The following is a 20553-nucleotide window of genomic DNA, read 5'->3' on the forward strand; positions in this document are numbered from 1 at the left end:
GCGCTGCCGCAGGCTTCGTTTCGGCTGGTGCCGGATCCCGCAGCTCGCGCCGTAGGATCTTGCCGACGGTTGTCTTGGGCAGTTCGCCCTGACGGAATTCGACGATGCGCGGGACCTTGTAGGCGGTCAGATGCTGGCGGCAGTGAGCGAGCATCGCTTCGGCGGTCAGTTGCGGGTCTTTCGCGACCACGACGAGCTTCACACGCTCACCCGCCACCGGATCGGGTACGCCGACGACCGCCGCTTCGCGCACGCCAGGGTGCAGCATCACGACGTCCTCGATCTCGTTCGGATACACGTTAAAGCCCGAGACGAGAATCATGTCTTTCTTCCGATCGATGAGTCGCACGAACCCGTTCGCATCCATCACGCCGATGTCGCCGGTCAGCAGCCACCCATCGGCATCGAACGTCTTCGCTGTATCTTCGGGGCGCTGCCAGTAACCGCGCATTACTTGCGGGCCGCGTACGCAGAGTTCACCCGGCTCGCCGATATCGGCCCACGTGCCGTCTTCGCGCTTGAAGCGCACCTCCGTCGAAGGCGCAGGCAGGCCGATGGAACCGGAGAATTCCATCTCGTCGATGTGCGCCAGATCGACCGGGTTCATCGTGACGATGGGCGAGCACTCGGTCAGGCCATAGCCCTCGATGATCGGCTTGCCGGTGACTTGCTTCCAGCGCTCGGCAATGGCGCGCTGCGTGGCCATGCCGCCCGCGAGCGAGAGCTTGAGCTTCGAGAAGTCGCGTGCGCGAAACCCTTCGTCTTCCAGCAAGCCGTTGAACAGCGTGTTGACGCCCGCCACGCCGGTAAAGGTCTCGTTGCGGATGATGTAGACGACCTTCTTCACGTCGCGCGGGTTGGCGATGAGGATGTTGCGCCCGCCCAGACTCATGAACATCAGACAGTTCACCGTGAGCGAGAAGATGTGATACATCGGCAGCAACGACAGGTTCGTCTCGATCTCGTCGGTGAGCTGATCGGCAATCCACGCTTCGGCTTGCAGCAGGTTGGCAAGTACGTTGCCGTGCGTGAGCATGGCGCCTTTCGCGAGCCCGGTCGTGCCGCCTGTGTATTGCAGAAACGCGAGATCGTCGCGGTTTAGCGGCACCGTCGTCAGCCCCTGTGCGCTGCGGGCCGTTGCGCCGTCGGCCAGCGCGCGCTTGAGCGGTATCGCTTGCGGCAAGTCGTAGGGCGGCACCTGTTTTGCCACCCGTCGCATGATGAAGTTCACCAGCCGACCTTTGGCGTTCAGCCCGCCGCCGAGCAAGTCGCCGATCTGCGTGATGACGACGTCGCGCACGTCGGTGCCGGGCAGCGAGGCTTGTAATGTCTTGGCGAAGTTCTCGAACACGACAATCGTGCGCGCGCCGCAGTCGCGCAACTGATGCGATAGCTCGCGCACGGTGTAGAGCGGGTTGACGTTGACGACGACCGCACCGGCGATCAGCGTGCCGAACAGGCAGATCGGGTACTGGAGGCAGTTGGGCATCATGAGGGCCACGCGGTCCCCCTTGCGCACGCCGCGCGATTGCAGCCACGCGGCAAACGCGCGCGCCTGCGTTTCCACTTGTGCGTAGGTGATGTCGCTGCCAAGGCTCACGAACGCGGCGCGCTCGCGATACTTGCCGATCCACTCGTCGAAGGCCTGCACGAGCGATTCATAACGCGTGACATCGATTTGCGCCGGTACGCCCGGCGGATACGCGCCCAACCAGACGCGGTCTTGCTGAACAGCTTGGTCCATCGTCTCCTCCCAGAGGTTGATTTCCGTCGCGCTGCCCATGCGGTTCACCGGCGGCCATTTTTGGCTCTATCGGCAACGAACGCGCTGCGTCGGCGTGACGAGTCTTTCGCGTTGAAGCGAGTGGGTAATTCGTATCGTGTGGTTCAGCGCTCCAATATGGCGACCACGCCTTGGCCGCCAGCAGCGCAAATCGAAATCAAACCGCGTCCGCCGCCGCGTTGCGCGAGCAGTTTGGCCAGCGTCGCCAGAATGCGCCCACCGGTGGCGGCAAACGGATGACCGCACGCGAGCGAGCTGCCGTTCACGTTGAGCCGCTGACGGTCGATGCTGCCCAGCGGCGCACTCAGGCCGAGTTTGTCGCGGCAGTACTCGGGGTCTTCCCATGCCCCCAGCGTGCACAGCACCTGCGCCGCGAAGGCTTCATGGATTTCGTAGAAGTCGAAGTCCTGCAACGTGAGTCCCGCCTGCGCCAGCATGCGCGGCACGGCGTAGGCCGGTGCCATCAGCAGGCCTTCACGCTGGCTTTCATCGGGGTTGAAGAAGTCGACGGCAGCTGTTTGCGAGTAGGTCAGATAAGCGAGTACCGGGATGTCGTGCGCGCGCGCCCAATCCTCGCTGGCCAGCAACACGCACGAAGCTCCATCGGTCAGCGGCGTGGAATTGCCTGCCGTTAGGGTGCCCGTAGCGCTGCGATCGAATACTGGCTTCAGGCTCTCTAGTTTTTCGAGCGTGAGATCGGGGCGCAGGTTGTTGTCGCGCTGCAAGTTGCGGAACGGCGTCATCAGGTCGAGGAAGAAGCCTCGGTCGTACGCGGCGGCGGCGTGTTGATGACTGGCTAGCGTGAGGACGTCTTGTGCTGCGCGCTCGATGTGCCAGCGCTTGGCCATCAACTCGCAATGCTCGCCCATCGACAGCCCCGTGCGCGGCTCGCCATTGCGCGGCAGCGAGGGGCTGAACAACATACCCGGCCGGACTTTGGCGAAGGCCCCGAGCTTGCCGCCGGTGCTGCGCTGACGATTCGCCTCGAGCAGGATCTTGCGCAGTCCCTCGTTCACGCCGATCGGCGCGTCCGACGCGGTGTCGACGCCGCCGGCAATCGCGACGTCGATCTGCCCGAGCGCAATTTTGTTGCCCGTGAGGATGGCGGTCTCTAGCCCGGTGCCGCAGGCTTGTTGCACGTCATAGGCCGGTGTTTGCGGCGCGAGTGTGGTCGACAGGACGGATTCGCGCGTCAGATTGAAGTCGCGTGCGTGCTTGAGGACGGCGCCTGCGGCGACTTCACCCAGCGTTTGACCATGCAGCGAGAAGCGGTCGATGAGGCCTTGGAGGGCGGCTGTCAGCATGTCCTGATTCGAAGCCGTGGCGTACGCCGTGTTCGCGCGTGCGAATGGAATGCGATTGCCGCCGAGAATGGCGACGCGGCGTAACGCCGGGGCGGGCGCGGTAGGTTTGAAAGCGCTCATGAACGGTCCAGGTCGAAGGGGGCTGTCGGAGGAAAGTCGGTGGCGGCCGGGGCGTCGAACGACTGCCAGCGGCCTCGCAGGTGCGGTACGGTGCCGGTCGCGTCGCGCAGCTCGAACACGTTTCCGGCGATGGGAAGCGATGGGGCGGGTTGGGCGTTCAGCACGCCCAGCGGCGGTGTGGGACGGGGCGTATTGCCGGTGGCGTTTGGCGCATCGACAGTGCTGACCCATTTCCCACGCTTGCTGTCGCTCGCGTCACGCTCGCGCCAGAGCGTGGCTTCGCCGGGCAGCCGCAGCGGTGTTTTGAATTCCACCAGCAGATCGAGTTGTTCGCCAGCCTGCGCAGGTAACACGGTTGCCAGCGAGCGCGCGAAGCTCCACATGCCATGAATGATCGGCCGCTCGAAGCCGAACAGCTTCGCGGTGAGCGGCCAGAGGTGGATTGGGTTGTAGTCGCCAGAGACGCTCGCATATTGGCGTCCCAGGTCGGCCGTCGCCAGAAATTTTTCGGACGTGACCAGTGTTGCGTCAGCGCGCAATTCACTTCGATACGGTGCACCCAGCGGGTTTTTGACCCCCGTGCGCAAGTAGAGGCTTTCCCCCGTCCAGACGATGTTGCCGTTGCGGCGTGCGGTCGTCAGTACGGTGAACACTTGCCCTTTGTCGTGTGCATACAGCGCGCCGCATTGTACGTGCAAATCGAGTCGATCACCGACCGACAGACGGGCGAACTGGCGATTGTGATTCGCCAGATGCACCATGCCGAGCATGGCGAACGGAAACGCGCGGTCCGTCATCAGCAGCATGTGCTGCGCGAACGCCAGCAAGTGCGGCCACGTGGGCGGCACGCCATGCTCAGGCGAGAAGCCACACAGGCGAGCGTAGCGGGCGATGTCGTCGGCATCGAGTGGGATATTGCGGCGCTCGAAGGCAATCGACGGCATAGGTTGTGCCCGGGCCGGTTTGCGTGAGGACATCAAGGCGCGCAGATAGAGCGCCAATGGCGACGGCGCGTGCTTGATTTGGCGGACGTCTTGCGCGGGCGCCGTGTTGGGCCAGATGGCGGACCACAACGTCTCGGGCGTGAGCTGCGCGGGCAAGCCATGGCCGGGCGATGTGCTGGCGCGTGGCTTGGCAGGCGGCTCGGCTGACGTGTCAGGTGACGAGGGCACGGACGCATCGTTATGCGACGCGGAACGTGAATCGGTATGTGAATCGGTATGTGAAGCGACAGCGACTGGCGACGACAGTTGATTGTCCGGCATGCTCACGCTCCCAGCAGACTTTGCCCACACACACGCACGACCTGTCCGGTCAGTGCCCCCGATGCCGGGTGTGCCAGCCACGCGATCGTCTCTGCGACGTCGACCGGCAGGCCGCCTTGTCCCAGCGAATTCATACGGCGTCCGGCTTCGCGAATGGCGAAGGGCACCGCCGCCGTCATTTGTGTTTCGATAAAGCCCGGCGCGACGGCATTGATGCTCATATGTCGTTCAGCGAGCAACGGCGCCCATGCCTCCACCATGCCGATGACCGCCGCTTTCGATGCGGCGTAGTTCGTCTGTCCTCGGTTGCCCGCAATGCCACTGATCGACGCCACGCCGACAATGCGCGCTTTCTCGCGCAATACACCCGCTTCGAGCAGTGCCGCGTTGAGGCGTTGCGGTGCGCCGACGTTGATGTCGAGCACGCTCTGCCACTGCGCTTCGCTCATGCGCGCCAGCGTCTTATCGCGCGTGATGCCAGCGTTGTGTACAAGGATGTCGAGACCTGCCGGGGCGATGACGGCCAGATGGGCCGTGAGGATGGCGGCAGCTTCCGGCGACGCGATATCGCAACTGAGCGGGCTGCCGCCGAGCCGTGTGGCGACGGCGCTTAGGGCGTCTTGCGTAGCGGGAATGTCGACGCAGACCACGTGCGCACCGTCACGAGCGAGCACGGTGGCAATGGCTTCGCCGATGCCGCGCGCGGCGCCCGTGACGACCGCCGTTTGTCCGGCAAGCGGACGTTGATCGCGTATGGGTGGCGTTTCGAAGACGGGGACTTGCAACGTCGCGACCTGGCCGCTGACGTATGCGGCGCGAGGTGAGAGAAAGAAGCGCAGCGTCGAGTGCAGCGACTCGCGGGCTTTCGGCGCGACGTAGAGGAGTTGTGCCGTGGCACCGCGTTTGAGTTCTTTTGCCAGCGAACGCACGAAGCCTTCGAGGGCTCGCTGGGCAACGCTGGCCTGCGGCGTCGCGCTCAGATGCGGCGGCAGGCCGAACACCAGAACACGCGCGCAAGGCGCGAGCGAGGCGAGGGTGTCGTGGAAGAAGGTGTAGAGCGAGATGAGCTCATCGGTGCTGGCAATGGCGCTCGCATCGAAGATCAATGCCTTCGGGCGCACGCCCTCCGCCGGATTGAAACGGCCACTCATCGTGCCCGCTTGATTGGCGCGCGAGATCCAGTCCAGACGGTCGGTGTGCGCGAGACTCGGCACACCCAGCCAGTGCAGTTCCCGTGCCAGCGTGGGTAACAGTGGCGCGTCGCCCGCACCGCCTACGACGGCGAGCAGCGGCGGTATGTCGTGGGCGGCAGCTTCGGCGCCCGGCTCGCCAAAGGCTGGCATGCGCTCGAGCGGCACGGGGCGCGGCAACCCCAGTGCATTGGCCAGGCGGCTGCCCACGGCGGAGTTGGCGAAAGCCAGATATCGGTCGGACGTCGTCACAGGCAAAGGTCCTTGAGGCGGTGGATGGGCGTCGCTTACGTCACTACCGTCGCTTATGTCGTTACCTCGGGCGTTGCCGCTTCGTCGGCATCATCGGTCTGGCTCGCATGGCGCATGTCGACGGCACGGCCAAAGTCCGCCGGGAAGTCGTCGACCGCGACCGCGCGCGCAGCATAGTCGGCGTACTGCGCGAGCGTGCGTTGCTCCTGCGCGGTGATGAGTTGAAGCTGCGCTGCACTTTCCACCCACGCCGAGAATTCCGGCAGGCTTTGCGGCATGGTCGGCAGGCGTCCCTCTTTCACCGCCGTGCGCAATCGTTGTTCGATGACGGTGACCTCGGGGGTCATCTTGAAGACGATCTCGCCGTACGCCAGGTCGTCGATCTCGGGGCGCGGCGAGTAGCTACCCGCGATGAGACGTTCGCGCGCATCGCCCGGCGTCTGCATCAGTTCGGCGACCTTCGCGGCGAGTGCATCGGACGGCTTGCCATACGGCAAACCGAGTGGCGTGAGCTTCCAGCGCATCCACCACGCGACGGGTCGCGACGGGTAGTTCGCCAGTACGCCTTCGAACGCTTCGCGTGCTTGCCACAGGGCGTCTTGCGCCGCCCAGTGAACGAGCGGCAAATCGGCCTCCGGGCGGCCCTCGTCTTCGAAGCGTTTAAGCGTTGCGGTGAGCAGGAAGAGTTGCGAGAGGATGTCGCCCAGACGCCCCGTGATGCTCTCGCGGCGCTTGAGCGAGCCGCCGAGTACGGCCATCGAGACATCCGACGCGATCGCCAGCAGCGTGGACATTTGGTTCGCGCCGCGATAGTAGGCGTGCAATTCTGGTGCGGCGGCTGAGGGCACCGACGAGAAGCGCGCAAACGTGATGCCTTGCAGCGCGCCGCGCACGATGTTGCTGGTCACGAAGGTGAGGTGACCGAAGAGGGCATCGTCGAACGCTTGCACTGCCGCGTCGTGATTCTCCGTCTGGGCGGCCGCCAGTTCCTTCAATACGTACGGGTGGCAGCGGATGGCGCCTTGTCCGAAGATCATCAGGCAGCGCGTCATGATGTTCGCGCCTTCGACGGTGATCGACACGGGAATCTGTTGATAAGCGCGTGCCAGGAAGTTGTTCGGGCCCATGCAAATGCCTTTGCCCGCGACGACATCCATGCCGTCGTTCACGACTTTGCGCGCACGCTCGGTGACGTGGTACTTGGCAATGGCCGAGATGACCGAAGGCTTTTCGCCAAGATCGACGGCAAGCGCAGCCATGCGGCGTGCGGCATCCATCGCGTACAAATTACCGGCCATACGGGCGAGGGCTTCTTGCACGCCTTCGAACTTGCCGATGGGCGTGCGGAACTGACGGCGTACCGCCGCGTAAGCGCCGGTGGCGCGCACGGCAATCTTCGAATAGCCGACGTTCGATGACGGCAGCGAGATGGCGCGCCCCGCGGCCAGACACTCCATGAGCATGCGCCAGCCCTTACCGACTTGCGCCTGACCGCCGATGACCCAGTCGAGCGGAATGAAAACGTCCTTGCCCGAGTTCGGGCCGTTCTGGAAGACGGCGTTAAGCGGCCAATGGCGGCGGCCGATGATCACGCCGGGGTGATTCGTCGGAATCAATGCGCAGGTGATGCCCGGTTCGGCGTCGCTGCCGAGCAGGTGGTCGGGGTCGAGCGCGCGGAAGGCGAGGCCGAGTACCGTGGCGATCGGGCCGAGCGTGATGTAGCGCTTGTTCCACGTCACGCGAAAGCCGAGCGTTTCGCGGCCTTCGAAGGTGCCACGGCAGACGATGCCGACGTCGGGGATCGCGGCCGCATCTGATCCAGCGTATGGGCTGGTCAGCGCGAAGCAGGGGATTTCCTCACCCTTCGCCAGGCGCGGCAGATAGTAGTTCTTTTGGTCTTCCGTGCCGTAGTGGAGCAGCAACTCGGCCGGGCCGAGCGAGTTCGGTACCATGACCGAGACCGCTGCCGCCGAGCAGCGCGACGCGAGCTTCATCACAACCTGGGAATGCGCGTAGGCGGAGAATTCGAGGCCGCCGTAACGCTTCGGAATGATCATGCCGAGAAAGCCCGCGTCTTTGGCGTATTGCCATGCCTTGGGCGGCAGGTCTTGCCAGACTTGCGTGCTCTCCCAGTCGTTGGACAAGTCGCACAAGTGCTCGACCTGGTTGTCCATGAACGCTTGTTCTTCCGGGGAAAGCTTGGGGGCAGGGAAAGCGGCGAATTTCTGCCAGTCGGGGCGGCCGGAGAACAAGTCGGCATCCCACCAGACGCTACCGGCTTCGATGGCATCTTTTTCGGTGTCCGACATTTCCGGCATGATCGTGCGGAACTTGGCCAACATGGGGGCGGTGATCCACGCACGGCGCAGTGGCCCGATGCTCAGCACCAGCGACGGCACGATGAACAGGACGGCCAGAATGACCGTGCCTGTCGGGCCGATCAGGTCGCCGGCGGCACCCGCGCCGACCCAAAGTACTGTGGCGATCAGCCATTGCCACGCGTGCGCACGGTAGAGGAGCAGGGCGCTCACTCCGACGATAAACGCGAGAATCCATAGGACCATCATGTCTTCCTCCCTTTCGGTTCAGCCTTCCTGCGGAAATGACCCCGCTTGCGCGGGCGCTTTCGCGCGTGGGCTTTCATCGTGATGCCGTCTGGCGACGCGGGGGCGTCGGCGACGACTTATTGTGTGAAGCCGGGCGTGAGCCCCGGTTTGAGCGCTGTCAGACGTTTGCGAACGATTTATCGCTGTCGCTCGGGGCGCCTGGGGTGGCGCGATTCTCATGTGTCGAGTCGGATGCCTCGGCGCTCGGCTCAATGTGGCCCGCCTCACGTGGCGGCGTGACGTTCGCGTCCTTCGTCAGCGCGAAGACGGCTGCGAAGCTCGCCAGTTGTTCTTCACCCGGCATCGGGGCTTTGAGCGCGGCAACCATTAGCGCAGTCAGGCGAGCCACGACTTGCAGGTCGCCCATCGGCTGACCTTGGGCAAAGGTGTCGATCAGGCGCGAAGTATCGCTACTGGCAAGGACGCCAGAGAGGGCCTGCAAGGCGAAATGCAGTCGCCAGCCCAATTCCTGGCGCGGCAGTTCGGGCAGCGCACGCGCAAAGGCTTCGAAGAAGCGTTCGAAGACAGGCGCGTAGTGCTGTTGCAGATAGTCGCGGATGAATGGCGACGGATCGGCATACACGCGCCCGAGCGGGCGCAGGAACGCTGGGCCACCGATATCGCGGTGGTGCGAGATCGCCAGCGCGGGGATGAACATCGCGCCCAGCACATGCTCGCAGGTGAGGTTCGGGGCGGGCCAGGCGGCTTCGGCACGCGTGAGCAAAGCAAGGCGCTCGTCGTTGAGCCGATCGAGCCGACGCGACAGCATGGCTTGCAGCAGCGTTTCCTTACTGCCGAAGTGGTAGTTCACGGCCGCCAGATTGACCTCGGCGCGTGAGGTGATCTGACGTAAGGACATGGCCTCGTAGCCATATTCGATGAAAAGATCTTCTGCGGCATCGAGGATGCGCAGTTTGGTGTCGCCGGCTTGTCGGCCGGCCGAGAGACGAGGGCTCACGACGAACCTCCATTGAGAGGCGGCCCGCTATCGTGCCGCCTCGGTGAACTTTCGTTTCATTCAAACGTTCGATTGAATCGTAGGTGGCGTATGCCATTCCCCCCAAGATCTTTTTCTGGGTGCGGCCCTCTAATGTTCAGTCCTTGGCCGTGGATAGGCGCGTTGCGGCAGGCTGAGTCCGGCAGTGGGAAGTGGCACGGGCCATTTGGCTCGATTTCTCCGAATTCGGGCCGAAAGTCTGGAGGCGCGGCAATAGTTTGCTAAAATGTCCCGCTTTATGTGCAAGACCGTTTGGCGCTACCCCGATTCGTCGGGGGCGGAGGGAAGCCGGCAATATCGCCGGTTCCGGCCCAAGGTTGATTAACTGACTGGGTCCGCTTGCGGCAATTCCCTCGCCGCAACACAGAACGACCCTCTGGATGGAAGAATTTCCTCATGACTATCGTTGTTGAAAACCTCGGCAAGCTCGAGCGTCGCTTTACCATCGCCCTGCCCAAGCAGGAAGTCGAGAAAGAAGTCGCAGCGCGTATTCAAAAGCTGTCGAAGACGGTGCGTATGCCGGGTTTCCGCCCGGGTAAGGTGCCCCTGAAGATGGTCACCCAGCAATACGGTGGTCAGGTCGAAGCCGAAGTCGTGAGCGACAAGGTCGGTCAGCAATTCTTCGAAGTCAGCAAGGCGCAAGACCTGCGCGTGGCTGGCCAGCCGCGCTTCGCGCCGAAGGCTGACGGTGCCGACACCGAATACGCATTCGACGCCACGTTCGAAATCTACCCGGAAGTGAAGATCGGTGACCTGGCCACGGCCGAAGTCAACCGCACCACGACGGACGTCTCGGAAGCCGAAATCGATCGCACGATCGACATTCTGCGCAAGCAACGCGTGCACTACCACGTGCGCGGCGAAGCCGGTGCACACGGCGACGGCGGCACGGTGGAAGCCAAGGACGGCGATCGCGTGACGGTCGACTTCGTTGGCAAGATCGACGGCGAAGTGTTCGCTGGCGGTTCGGCAGAAGACTTCGTGTTCGTGCTGGGCGAAGGCCGCATGCTGCCCGAGTTCGAGAAGGCTACGCTGGGTCTGAAGGTCGGCGAGTCGAAGGAATTCGAACTCAAGTTCCCGGACGAGTACCACGGTAAGGAAGTCGCCGGTAAGACGGCAACGTTCACCGTCACGCTCAAGAAGGTTGAGTGGGCGCACCTGCCGGAAGTCGACACCGAATTCGCCAAGTCGCTCGGCATCGCCGACGGCAGCATCGAAAAGATGCGCGCCGACATCAAGGAAAACCTGTCGCGCGAAGTGAAGCGTCGCACGCAAGCTCTCCTCAAAGATCAAGTGATGAATGCACTGATCTCGGTGTCGGAACTCGACGTGCCGAACGCACTGGTCGAACAAGACCAAGAGCGTCTGGTGGCGATGGCCCGTCAGGATCTGGCGCAACGTGGCGTGCCGAACGCCGGCAACGTGCCGATCCCGGCTGAAATGTTCAAGGAACAAGCCGAGCGTCGCGTCAAGCTGGGCCTGATTCTGGCTGAGCTGGTCAAGCAAAACGAACTGCAAGCGAAGCCGGATCAAATCAAGGCCGAAGTCGAAGAGTTCGCGAAGAGCTACGAAGACCCGCAAGAAGTCGTCCGCTGGTACTATGGCGATCAGCAGCGCATGGCGGAGATGGAAGGTTTCGTCGTCGAGAACAATGTCGTCGAGTTCGTCCTGGGCAAGGCCAAGGTCACGGACAAGCAAGTTAGCTTCGAAGAGCTGGCTGGCAACACGCAGAACTAATCGACAGCGTTACATCGTCTGACCCGCTGCGGCCGAAAGGCCGCAGCGGTGCTTCCAACCGGCCTTTTCGGGCCTCCTCGGGCCTCCTCCCTGCGGCGCGCAAAACCATCTCGATAGAAGGGTCGAACCGTTATGATTACCCGTTCCGAATTGCTCGCCCAACTCGCTTCCCCGACACACAACTCCGCTCTCGAATCGCAGGCCCTCGGCCTGGTGCCGATGGTCGTCGAGCAAAGTGGTCGTGGCGAACGCGCATACGATATCTACTCGCGACTCCTCAAGGAGCGCATTGTTTTCCTGGTAGGCGAGGTCAATGACCAGAGCGCCAACCTGATCGTCGCCCAGTTGCTGTTCCTCGAGAGTGAAAATCCGGACAAGGAAATCTCGATGTACATCAACTCGCCGGGTGGTTCGGTATCTGCCGGCCTGGCGATTTACGACACGATGCAGTTCGTCAAACCCGCTGTCTCGACGCTGTGCATGGGCATGGCCGCGAGCATGGGCGCGTTCCTGCTGGCAGCGGGCGAGAAGGGCAAGCGCTTTGCGCTGCCGAACGCTCGCATCATGATTCACCAGCCGCTGGGCGGCGCGCGTGGTCAGGCGTCGGACATCGAAATCCACGCCCGCGAAATCCTGCTGCTCAAGGAACGTTTGAACAAGCTGCTCGCCGAGAACACCGGCCAGTCGCTGGAAGTGATCGCGCGCGATACCGATCGCGACAACTTCAAATCGGCGGCAGATGCCGTCGAGTATGGGTTGATCGATCGCGTGCTCGAAAAGCGTCCCTAAGCCGGTTGCCGGTCAGAGACGCTGACGGCAAAACATTGGCGCGGCATCGGGTTTTTCGAAGCGAAAGTCCGGATGTTCGCGCCAAGTCTTTGTCGTAAAAGGGAAAATATCGCTGTCGCGGGTGGGCCACACGCCCGCGCGGCATGGCGTTACAATGGAATTCACTATGCCGCGTTTGCCGCCCCCATCGGGGGACGACCGGGGCGCAAATTGCTAGCAGGCTGACACAGATATGGTGGATAAAAAAAGCACTTCCAACGGCGAAAAGCTGCTCTACTGCTCCTTCTGCGGAAAGAGTCAGCATGAGGTCAAGAAGCTCATCGCGGGCCCGTCGGTGTTCATCTGCGACGAGTGTATCGATCTGTGCAACGAGATCATTCGCGACGAGGCCGCTGCGGCCGAAGACGAAAGCGGTAGTGGCGGCAAGTCCGACCTGCCGTCGCCGCAGGAAATTCGCGAGAGCCTCGATCAATACGTGATCGGTCAGGACCGCGCCAAGAAGATTCTGGCGGTGGCGGTCTACAACCATTACAAGCGACTCAAGCACCTTGGCGACAAGCGTGACGAGGTCGAACTCTCCAAGAGCAACATCTTGCTGATCGGGCCGACCGGCTCGGGTAAGACGCTGCTCGCGCAAACGCTTGCCCGTTTGCTCAACGTGCCTTTCGTGATTGCCGACGCGACCACGCTGACCGAAGCCGGTTATGTGGGTGAAGACGTCGAAAACATCATTCAAAAGCTCCTGCAAAACTGCAACTACGAGATTGAGCAGGCGCAGAAGGGCATTGTTTACATTGACGAAATCGACAAGATCAGCCGCAAGTCGGACAATCCGTCGATTACGCGCGACGTGTCCGGCGAAGGCGTTCAGCAAGCGTTGCTGAAGCTGGTCGAAGGCACGATGGCGTCGGTGCCGCCGCAAGGCGGGCGTAAGCATCCGAACCAGGACTTCATCCAGGTCGACACCACGAACATTCTGTTCATCTGCGGCGGCGCTTTTGACGGTCTCGAGAAGATCATCATGAATCGCACCGAGAAAACGGGCATCGGCTTTGGTGCGACTGTTAAAACGGGCGAAGAGCGCGACGCCGGCGAATTGCTGCGCGACGTCGAGCCGGAAGACTTGATCAAATTCGGTCTGATTCCGGAACTGATCGGCCGTCTGCCGGTGGTTGCCACGTTGGGTAAGCTTGACGAAGAAGCGCTGGTGACGATCCTGATCGAGCCGAAGAACGCACTGGTCAAGCAATACCAACGACTGTTCGCGATGGAAGGCGTCGAGCTGGAAATTCGCCCGGCCGCCTTGCACGCCGTGGCACGCAAGGCTATCAAGCGCAAGACTGGCGCGCGTGGTCTGCGCTCGATCATCGAGCAGGCACTGCTTGAAGTGATGTACGAATTGCCGTCACTCAAGGGTGTGACCAAGGTCATTCTGGACGATAACGCGATCAGTGGCGACGGTAAGCCGCTCTTGATCTACCAGGAGTCGCCCAAGGTTGCCGGCTCTAACTGAACGGTCAACTCAGTGATACCCAAAGCCGTTCATGGAAACATGGACGGCTTTTTTTCCTTCATACTAGTGCCACGGGCAATGAAACCCCGAGTGGTGCACCTTACCGGCAGAAGGGCGTTTTCACCCCCCCTTGTAATTCCTGCCGGCGGCCTCAATTAGCTGGAACACAACGGTATCGTTAATTATGGGGAACGAGATGTCAGGCACCCAAATCCTCCCGCCCGAAGCGATTCAACTGCCCCTGTTGCCTTTGCGCGACGTGGTCGTGTTTCCGCACATGGTGATTCCCCTTTTCGTGGGGCGTCCAAAGTCGATTAAAGCGCTTGAAACCGCCATGGAAGGCGGCAAGCACATCATGCTGGTCGCGCAAAAAGCGGCAGCTAAGGATGAGCCCACGTCGAAGGATCTCTATGAGATCGGCTGCGTGGCCAACATCCTTCAAATGCTCAAACTGCCCGATGGCACCGTCAAGGTGTTGGTCGAAGGCATTCAGCGTGCACGCACGATCAGCGTGGACGAAGAAGAGACGCAATTCACGTCGGAAGTCATGCCGCTCGAACCGGATGACGGCAACTCGCCGGAATCCGAGGCACTGCGTCGCGCCATCGTGGCGCAGTTCGATCAGTACGTGAAGCTCAACAAGAAGATTCCGCCGGAGATCCTGACCTCGCTGTCGGGGATCGACGAAGCGGGTCGTCTGGCTGACACCATTGCTGCGCACCTGCCGCTCAAGCTCGAGCAGAAGCAGAAGATTCTCGAGATGTTCCCGGTGATCGAACGCCTCGAACATCTGCTGGCACAACTCGAAAGCGAGATCGATATTCTCCAGGTGGAGAAGCGTATCCGTGGTCGTGTGAAGCGTCAGATGGAGAAGAGCCAGCGCGAGTACTACCTGAACGAACAGGTCAAGGCCATTCAGAAGGAACTGGGCGAAGGCGAAGAAGGTGCCGATCTCGAAGAACTCGAGAAGCGCATCAAGGGCGCTCATCTGCCTAAGGAAGCCAAGAAGAAGGCCGACGCCGAGCTCAAGAAGCTCAAGCTGATGTCGCCGATGTCGGCCGAAGCCACTGTCGTGCGTAACTACATCGACACGCTGGTCGGTCTGCCGTGGCGCAAGAAGAGCAAGGTGAACAACGACCTGACGAACGCCGAGAAGGTGCTCGACGAAGACCACTTCGGTCTTGAGAAGGTCAAGGAACGCATCCTTGAGTATCTTGCTGTGCAACAGCGCGTGGACAAAGTGAAGGCGCCGATTCTTTGCCTCGTGGGGCCCCCCGGTGTCGGTAAGACGTCGCTTGGTCAGTCGATCGCTCGTGCAACGAACCGCAAGTTCGTGCGCATGGCATTGGGCGGCGTGCGCGACGAGGCCGAGATTCGTGGTCACCGCCGCACGTACATCGGATCGATGCCGGGCAAGATTTTGCAGAGCCTGTCGAAGGTGGCTGTGCGCAATCCGCTGTTCTTGCTCGACGAAGTGGACAAGATGGGGATGGACTTCCGTGGCGACCCGAGTTCGGCGCTGCTCGAAGTGCTCGATCCGGAACAGAATCACACGTTCTCGGATCACTACGTCGAAGTCGACTTCGATCTGTCGGATGTGATGTTTGTCGCGACGTCGAACTCGCTGAACATCCCGGCACCGCTGCTCGACCGTATGGAAGTGATTCGCCTGTCGGGTTACACGGAAGACGAAAAGGTCAACATCGCCCAGCGTTATCTCCTGCCGAAGCAGAAGAAGAACAACGGGTTGAAGGAAGGCGAAATCGATCTGACCGAAGCCGCGATTCGCGACATCATTCGTTACTACACGCGTGAAGCCGGTGTGCGTTCGCTCGAGCGTGAAATTTCGAAGATCTGCCGCAAGGTCGTGAAGATGTTGTTGCTCAAGAAGGTTGACGGCACCTCGATCAAGGTCGACGCCGGTAACCTCGACAACTTCCTCGGAGTGCGTAAGTTCGACTTCGGTCTGGCGATGAAGGAAAACCAGATCGGCCAGGTCACGGGTCTTGCGTGGACGGAAGTGGGCGGCGATCTGCTGACCATCGAAGCTGCGCTGATGCCGGGTAAGGGCAACATCATCCGCACCGGTTCGCTGGGCGACGTGATGAAGGAGTCGGTCGAAGCCGCTCGTTCGGTGGTGCGCTCGCGTGCACGTCGTCTTGGCGTGACCGATGAGCAGTTCGAGAAGAAGGACATCCACATTCACGTGCCCGAAGGCGCGACGCCGAAGGACGGTCCGTCTGCTGGTATCGCGATGACGACGGCGCTCGTGTCGGTGCTCACCGGTATTCCGGTGCGTGCGGATGTGGCGATGACCGGTGAGATCACGCTGCGCGGCGAAGTGCTGCCGATCGGCGGTCTCAAGGAGAAGCTCCTGGCTGCGCATCGTGGCGGCATCAAGCTTGTGTTGATTCCGGAAGAGAACGTGAAGGATCTCGCCGAGATTCCCGATACGGTCAAGAACGCGCTGGAAATCATGCCGGTGCGCTGGATCGACAAGGTGCTGGAGTTGGCGCTGGAACATGCGCCGACACCGTTGCCCGATGAAGAGCCCAAGGCTGCACCGGTCACGCCGAATGCAGACGCGAGCGGCAAGCAGGATGTCATCAAGCACTGACGTCAGCGATTGACGGCGAACGGCGAGAGCGATCACCATCGCTACCTCGTTCGCCGAATCGAAAGTGACGTAAAAGCTCGGGGTTTTCCCCGGGCTTTTTTTATTCACGCATAGTGCTCGAAAATAGCGTCCGGAAGCGAAGAGTCAGGAGTGCTTCCGAAGCCGCCAATACAGCGCAAAACGGCTTGACATCAGGGTTTGCGGCTTGTCTAATGGCAAAGCCAGCGGACCTTCGCAGATCAATGTCAAGGCGCGTGAAGAGCGCCTCCGCGGCTCAATCGCCTACTATCCTTGCAAGGGGGTTACAGTGAATAAGACGGAACTGATCGATCATATCGCGGGTGAGGCAGACATTTCGAAAGCGGCTGCCGGTCGAGCACTTGATGCATTGGTGGGTGCGGTAAAGAAAGCGTTGAAGAAGGGTGACGATGTGACGTTGGTGGGCTTTGGCACGTTCCATGTGACCAAGCGCGCCGCGCGCACCGGTCGCAATCCGCGCACTGGCGCAGCGATCAAGATCAAGGCAGCGAAGGTTCCGAAATTTCGCCCTGGCAAAGATCTAAAAGATACGGTAAACTGACCGACTTTCCTGCTTCGGCGGGAAGCAGTAGTAAGAACAAAACTAGAATCGGGAACGGGTGCTTAGCTCAGTTGGTAGAGCGGCGCCCTTACAAGGCGTAGGTCGGGGGTTCGAGCCCCTCAGCACCCACCAGTTCCAGATCTTGGGGAGCGGTAGTTCAGTTGGTTAGAATACCGGCCTGTCACGCCGGGGGTCGCGGGTTCGAGCCCCGTCCGCTCCGCCAAATTGTGAAAAGGCGAACTTCGGTTCGCCTTTTTTGCCATATGGACGTCCAAAAGACGCATCCTGACGACTCTTCCGATTTCGTATGTTCGACTTCATTCGGCGCCACCAACGATTGGTTCTCATTTTCCTGACGGTGTTGATCGTGCCGTCGTTTGTGGTGTTTGGCGTTCACGGCTGGCAGGAATATGCCTCGGATGCGAGCACGATTGCCAAGGTCGGCGATCAAACCGTGACGCGCCAGGAGTACGACAGTGTGTTGCGTGCCCAGACCGAGCGCATGCAGCAGATGTTCGGCGGCGCCGTCGATGCCAGTCAGATCAACACGCCCGAAATGCGTAGCGCAGTGTTGGACAACCTGATCCAGCAAAAGCTGCTCACGCAAGAAACCCTCAAGAAGAATCTGTCGGTGCCCGACGCGCAAGTGCGCGATGCACTGCTCGCGATTCCCGCGATTGCGCAACTGCGCCGCGCCGATGGGTCGATCGATCAGGCCGCTTACGAGCAACTGCTTGCCGCACAGAACCTCACGCCGCAGCGTCTCGAAGCGCAAATTCGCTATGAGCTCGCGTCCAACCAACTGCCGGCGAGCGTGCAGGCGAGCGCGATGTTGCCCAAGGCCGTGCTCGATCGCTTCGCGCAACTGCGCGCGCAACAGCGCGATGTGTCGGTGCTGACGTTCCCCGTGACCGACTTCGCCAGCAAGATCACGCCGACGCAGGAGCAAGTGCAGGCCTACTATGATGCGCACAAGGCCTCGTTCCAAACGCCGGAGTCGGCTGAAATTCAATACGTAGTGCTCGATCCGAAGGCTATGCCGACGTCCGCCGTCGCGGCCCCCAGCGACGATGTGCTGCGCAAGATGTACAACGACAATCTGAAGCAATACACGACGCCGGAAGAGCGTCGTGCATCGCACATCCTGATTGCTTCGCCGGCAGACGCTTCGCCCGCCGATCACGCGAAGGCGAAGGCCAAGGCCGACGAACTGCTGGCACAACTGAAAAAGAACCCGAACGATTTTGCCAAGCTGGCGAGCCAGAACTCGGAAGATCCGGGCTCGAAGGCCAACGGCGGCGATCTGGGTTTCTTCACGCGTGACGCTATGGTCAAGCCGTTCGCCGATGCTACGTTTGCAATGAAGAGCGAAGGCGACGTGAGCGACGTGGTGAAGAGCGACTTCGGCTATCACATCATCAAGCTCACCGGTATCAAGCCGGCGACCACCAAGCCGTTCGACGACGTGAAGGCCCAGTTGGCCGACCAGTATCGTCAACAAGAATCGGCAAAGGCGTATGCCAAGCTGGCCGATCAGTTCACCAACTCGGTGTACGAACAGCCGGACAGCCTGCAACCGGTCGCTGACAAGCTGAACCTCAAGGTGCAAACGGCGCAAGTCACGCGCACGCCGAACCCGGCGCAAGCGCAAACGCCGCTGGGCAACGACAAACTGTTGAAGGCCGTGTTCGGTGACGAGTCGCTCAAGAACAAGCGCAATACCGAAGCCGTCGATGTGGGGCAGGGCGTGTTGGTCTCCGCGCATATCGTGAACTACCACCCGGCTGCAACGCCGCCGCTTACGCAGGTTGAAGCGCAGGTCAAGCAGCAGGTCGTGGCCGATTTGGCCGCACAGGAAGCGAAGAAGGCTGGCGAGGCCAAGCTCGACGCGCTCAAGAAGGGCGGCGATGCCGCGTTCGGTGCCACGCAGACGATTTCGCGTGACAACCCGGGCAAGCTGGCACCGGCCGCGCTGACGGCGATTTTTGGTGCCGATACGGCGAAGCTCCCGGCTTACGTCGGCGTCGACTTGGGTGAGGGGCAGGGTTACGCCGTGTACCGCATCAGCAAGGTCACGCAACCGGCCGAGCAGGATGCACAGCGTTTGGCCGCAGAAGCGCAGCAGCTCAACCAATTGGCCGCACAGGCCGAATGGAATGCGTGGCTGGGTGATTTGCGTGCTCGCTCGAAGGTCAAGGTGGTCAGCGACGTGACCAAGTCGGGCAGCTGATCCTCATGATCTAAGACCCGAGCGTCGGTGCAAATCGGCGTCATAAAAAAGCGCGGCTCAATGGCCGCGCTTTTTTTATGTTGATCGGATTCGCAGGTCAGGCTGACTTGCCGTGGTAGACGATCACACCCCCGGTTTCGCCGCTCTCCCGTCGGCCGCTCTTGCCGGTGATTTGCCAGACGGTTTGAGTAGTGGCACGACGCTCGGCCAGACATTCTGCAAAATCGTGGGATGGGCTTTGGCGAGTGGGTGGATCTGATCCTGCTGAAACCAATCGGCATGCTCGATCACACCGCCCAGCAGAAACGGCACGTAGCCGGTTTTCTCTTGCTTGGCGAGCGTAGCGAACATGTTGAAGAACTGCTCACCGTATTCGGTCCCGTAGTTCGGCGGAATGCGCATGCCGACCACGACCACCCGGCTGCCAGCCTTGCGTGCGGCCTCGATCATCTCGCGCAGATTCGAGCGTGTGAGATCTAAGGAAATGCCACGTAAGGCATCGTTGCCACCCAATTCAAGGATCGTGACGGCAGGGTGATAGCGATCGAGCAGCGGTGCGAGACGTGCACGGCCACCGCTCGTGGTATCGCCGCTAATACTGGCGTTGACGACGTTATAATCGAACCCGCTTTGCGTAACTTTTTGTTGCATGAGGTTCACCCAGCCGGCGCCGCGAGCGATGCCATACTCGGCGGACAGGCTGTCGCCCACGACCAGAATTGTCGGCGCACCAGAACTTGCAGCGTGTGCCGCGGTCCCTGTCAGCATGCAGCAGCCCACAAGGGCTGAGGCGGCCAATTTCAAGAACTGTCTTCTTGCCATGTCGTTTTCCGAAAACGTAATTGAAGTGCGGGGTCTGGGCAAACGGTTGCGCGACGCCACCGGTGAGCTCGTCATTTTGCAGGATATCGATTTTTCCGTCGCAAAAGGCCAGAGCGTCGCGATTGTCGGGGCCTCCGGGTCGGGCAAATCGACGCTGCTCGGTCTCATGGCCGGGCTCGATACGGCGACCGACGGTCGCGTCACGCTACTCGGCAAGTCGCTTGGCGATCTCGACGAAGAGGGTCGTGCCGCGCTCCGCCGCGGTGCCGTCGGGTTCGTCTTCCAGTCATTCCAGTTGATGCCACACCTGACGGCGCTCGAGAACGTAATGCTGCCACTCGAACTGCTGGGTGAGACACGTGAAGTGCGCAATCGTGCCGTCGAATTGCTGGAGCAGGTGGGATTGGGTTCGCGCCTGACGCACTATCCGAAGCAGTTGTCGGGCGGAGAGCAGCAGCGGGTGGCACTCGCCCGCGCGTTCGTCACCCAGCCCGTCGTGTTGTTTGCCGATGAACCGACCGGCAGCCTGGACACGGCGACGGGCGAGCGCGTCATCGACCTGATGTTCTCGCTCAACAAAGCGAGCGGCGCGACGCTCGTGCTCGTGACGCACGATTTGGCGATTGCCGAGCGATGCGATGCCACCGTGCAACTTGCGGGCGGCCGTTTGGTGGATGGCGAAGCGGCCTGATCCACGAATTCGAGTGTCGGCATCCACCGGCACTCGTGACCCTGCCAACGCGCCGCT

The 20553-nt window shown here is 61.5% G+C and carries 13 protein-coding genes, 2 tRNA genes and 1 pseudogene; 9 read left to right on the forward strand and 7 right to left on the reverse strand.

The features are described from left to right. Nucleotides 1-7: 7 nt before the first annotated feature. The 6 genes and pseudogenes from ACPWR9_RS08975 to ACPWR9_RS09000 form a co-directional block, all read right to left on the reverse strand. A pseudogene (locus tag ACPWR9_RS08975) lies at nt 8-1744 on the reverse strand (AMP-binding protein); the annotation flags it as partial. A gap of 143 nt (nt 1745-1887) precedes the next feature. Next, a complete protein-coding gene (locus tag ACPWR9_RS08980) occupies nt 1888-3207 on the reverse strand; it encodes an acetyl-CoA C-acetyltransferase (protein ID WP_426297277.1) in 1320 nt (439 codons plus the stop codon). After that, nucleotides 3204-4379, reverse strand: a complete 1176-nt coding sequence (locus ACPWR9_RS08985; RefSeq protein ID WP_426297276.1) for a MaoC family dehydratase — start codon at nt 4377-4379, stop codon at nt 3204-3206. The genes ACPWR9_RS08980 and ACPWR9_RS08985 overlap by 4 nt, the downstream gene beginning before the upstream one ends. Before the next feature lie 95 nt (nt 4380-4474). Then, nucleotides 4475-5914 (reverse strand): 3-oxoacyl-ACP reductase, encoded by a 1440-nt coding sequence (locus ACPWR9_RS08990; protein ID WP_426297275.1) that lies wholly within the window; start codon nt 5912-5914, stop codon nt 4475-4477. Between the two features lie 53 nt (nt 5915-5967). Next, nucleotides 5968-8478: an acyl-CoA dehydrogenase gene (locus ACPWR9_RS08995; RefSeq protein ID WP_426297995.1), complete on the reverse strand. Its 2511-nt coding sequence runs from the start codon at nt 8476-8478 to the stop codon at nt 5968-5970. 160 nt (nt 8479-8638) lie between these two features. Further along, complete coding sequence (locus tag ACPWR9_RS09000; protein WP_426297274.1) at nt 8639-9478, reverse strand: TetR/AcrR family transcriptional regulator; 840 nt, start codon at nt 9476-9478, stop codon at nt 8639-8641. Nucleotides 9479-9913: 435 nt separating this feature from the next. On the opposite strand from ACPWR9_RS09000, the gene tig reads away from it, so the two are divergent. From tig to ACPWR9_RS09040, 8 genes are all read left to right on the forward strand, one after another. Next, nucleotides 9914-11254, forward strand: a complete 1341-nt coding sequence (gene tig / locus ACPWR9_RS09005; protein WP_426297273.1) for a trigger factor — start codon at nt 9914-9916, stop codon at nt 11252-11254. A gap of 135 nt (nt 11255-11389) precedes the next feature. Then, nucleotides 11390-12043 carry an ATP-dependent Clp endopeptidase proteolytic subunit ClpP gene (clpP, locus tag ACPWR9_RS09010; RefSeq protein WP_174987827.1) on the forward strand — a complete coding sequence of 218 codons (654 nt, stop codon included), beginning with the start codon at nt 11390-11392 and terminating at the stop codon, nt 12041-12043. 232 nt (nt 12044-12275) lie between these two features. Then, nucleotides 12276-13556 carry an ATP-dependent Clp protease ATP-binding subunit ClpX gene (gene clpX, locus ACPWR9_RS09015; RefSeq protein ID WP_426297272.1) on the forward strand — a complete coding sequence of 427 codons (1281 nt, stop codon included), beginning with the start codon at nt 12276-12278 and terminating at the stop codon, nt 13554-13556. Nucleotides 13557-13752: 196 nt separating this feature from the next. Next, nucleotides 13753-16173, forward strand: a complete 2421-nt coding sequence (gene lon / locus ACPWR9_RS09020; protein ID WP_426297271.1) for an endopeptidase La — start codon at nt 13753-13755, stop codon at nt 16171-16173. 307 nt (nt 16174-16480) lie between these two features. Further along, nucleotides 16481-16753, forward strand: coding sequence for an HU family DNA-binding protein (locus tag ACPWR9_RS09025; protein ID WP_150679093.1), 273 nt, complete (start codon nt 16481-16483; stop codon nt 16751-16753). A gap of 56 nt (nt 16754-16809) precedes the next feature. After that, a tRNA-Val gene (locus ACPWR9_RS09030) sits at nt 16810-16885 on the forward strand. 14 nt (nt 16886-16899) lie between these two features. Next, nucleotides 16900-16976 (forward strand) — tRNA-Asp (locus tag ACPWR9_RS09035). Nucleotides 16977-17060: 84 nt separating this feature from the next. After that, nucleotides 17061-18983, forward strand: coding sequence for a SurA N-terminal domain-containing protein (locus ACPWR9_RS09040; RefSeq protein ID WP_426297270.1), 1923 nt, complete (start codon nt 17061-17063; stop codon nt 18981-18983). A gap of 123 nt (nt 18984-19106) precedes the next feature. On the opposite strand, the gene ACPWR9_RS09045 is transcribed toward ACPWR9_RS09040, so the two are convergent. Next, on the reverse strand, nt 19107-19751 hold the full coding sequence (locus ACPWR9_RS09045) for an arylesterase (RefSeq protein ID WP_426297269.1): 645 nt from the start codon (nt 19749-19751) through the stop codon (nt 19107-19109). A 52-nt stretch (nt 19752-19803) separates the two neighbouring features. Here ACPWR9_RS09045 and ACPWR9_RS09050 point away from each other — a divergent pair, with 52 nt between their 5' ends. Further along, a complete protein-coding gene (locus ACPWR9_RS09050) occupies nt 19804-20496 on the forward strand; it encodes an ABC transporter ATP-binding protein (RefSeq protein ID WP_150677769.1) in 693 nt (230 codons plus the stop codon). Nucleotides 20497-20553: the final 57 nt, after the last annotated feature.

Origin of the sequence: Pandoraea pneumonica (genome assembly GCF_049918595.1) — a bacterium.
Lineage (GTDB): Bacteria > Pseudomonadota > Gammaproteobacteria > Burkholderiales > Burkholderiaceae > Pandoraea > Pandoraea pneumonica_A.

What these genes read in the sequence shown, in the direction of transcription:
- ACPWR9_RS08980 (WP_426297277.1), bottom strand. Translation starts at nt 3,207, where the DNA reads ATGAGCGCTTTCAAACCTACCGCGCCCGCCCCGGCGTTACGCCGCGTC.
- ACPWR9_RS08995 (WP_426297995.1), bottom strand. Translation starts at nt 8,478, where the DNA reads ATGGTCCTATGGATTCTCGCGTTTATCGTCGGAGTGAGCGCCCTGCTC.
- tig (WP_426297273.1), top strand. Translation starts at nt 9,914, where the DNA reads ATGACTATCGTTGTTGAAAACCTCGGCAAGCTCGAGCGTCGCTTTACC.
- clpX (WP_426297272.1), top strand. Translation starts at nt 12,276, where the DNA reads ATGGTGGATAAAAAAAGCACTTCCAACGGCGAAAAGCTGCTCTACTGC.
- lon (WP_426297271.1), top strand. Translation starts at nt 13,753, where the DNA reads ATGTCAGGCACCCAAATCCTCCCGCCCGAAGCGATTCAACTGCCCCTG.
- ACPWR9_RS09040 (WP_426297270.1), top strand. Translation starts at nt 17,061, where the DNA reads ATGTTCGACTTCATTCGGCGCCACCAACGATTGGTTCTCATTTTCCTG.
- ACPWR9_RS09045 (WP_426297269.1), bottom strand. Translation starts at nt 19,751, where the DNA reads ATGCTGACAGGGACCGCGGCACACGCTGCAAGTTCTGGTGCGCCGACA.
- ACPWR9_RS09050 (WP_150677769.1), top strand. Translation starts at nt 19,804, where the DNA reads ATGTCGTTTTCCGAAAACGTAATTGAAGTGCGGGGTCTGGGCAAACGG.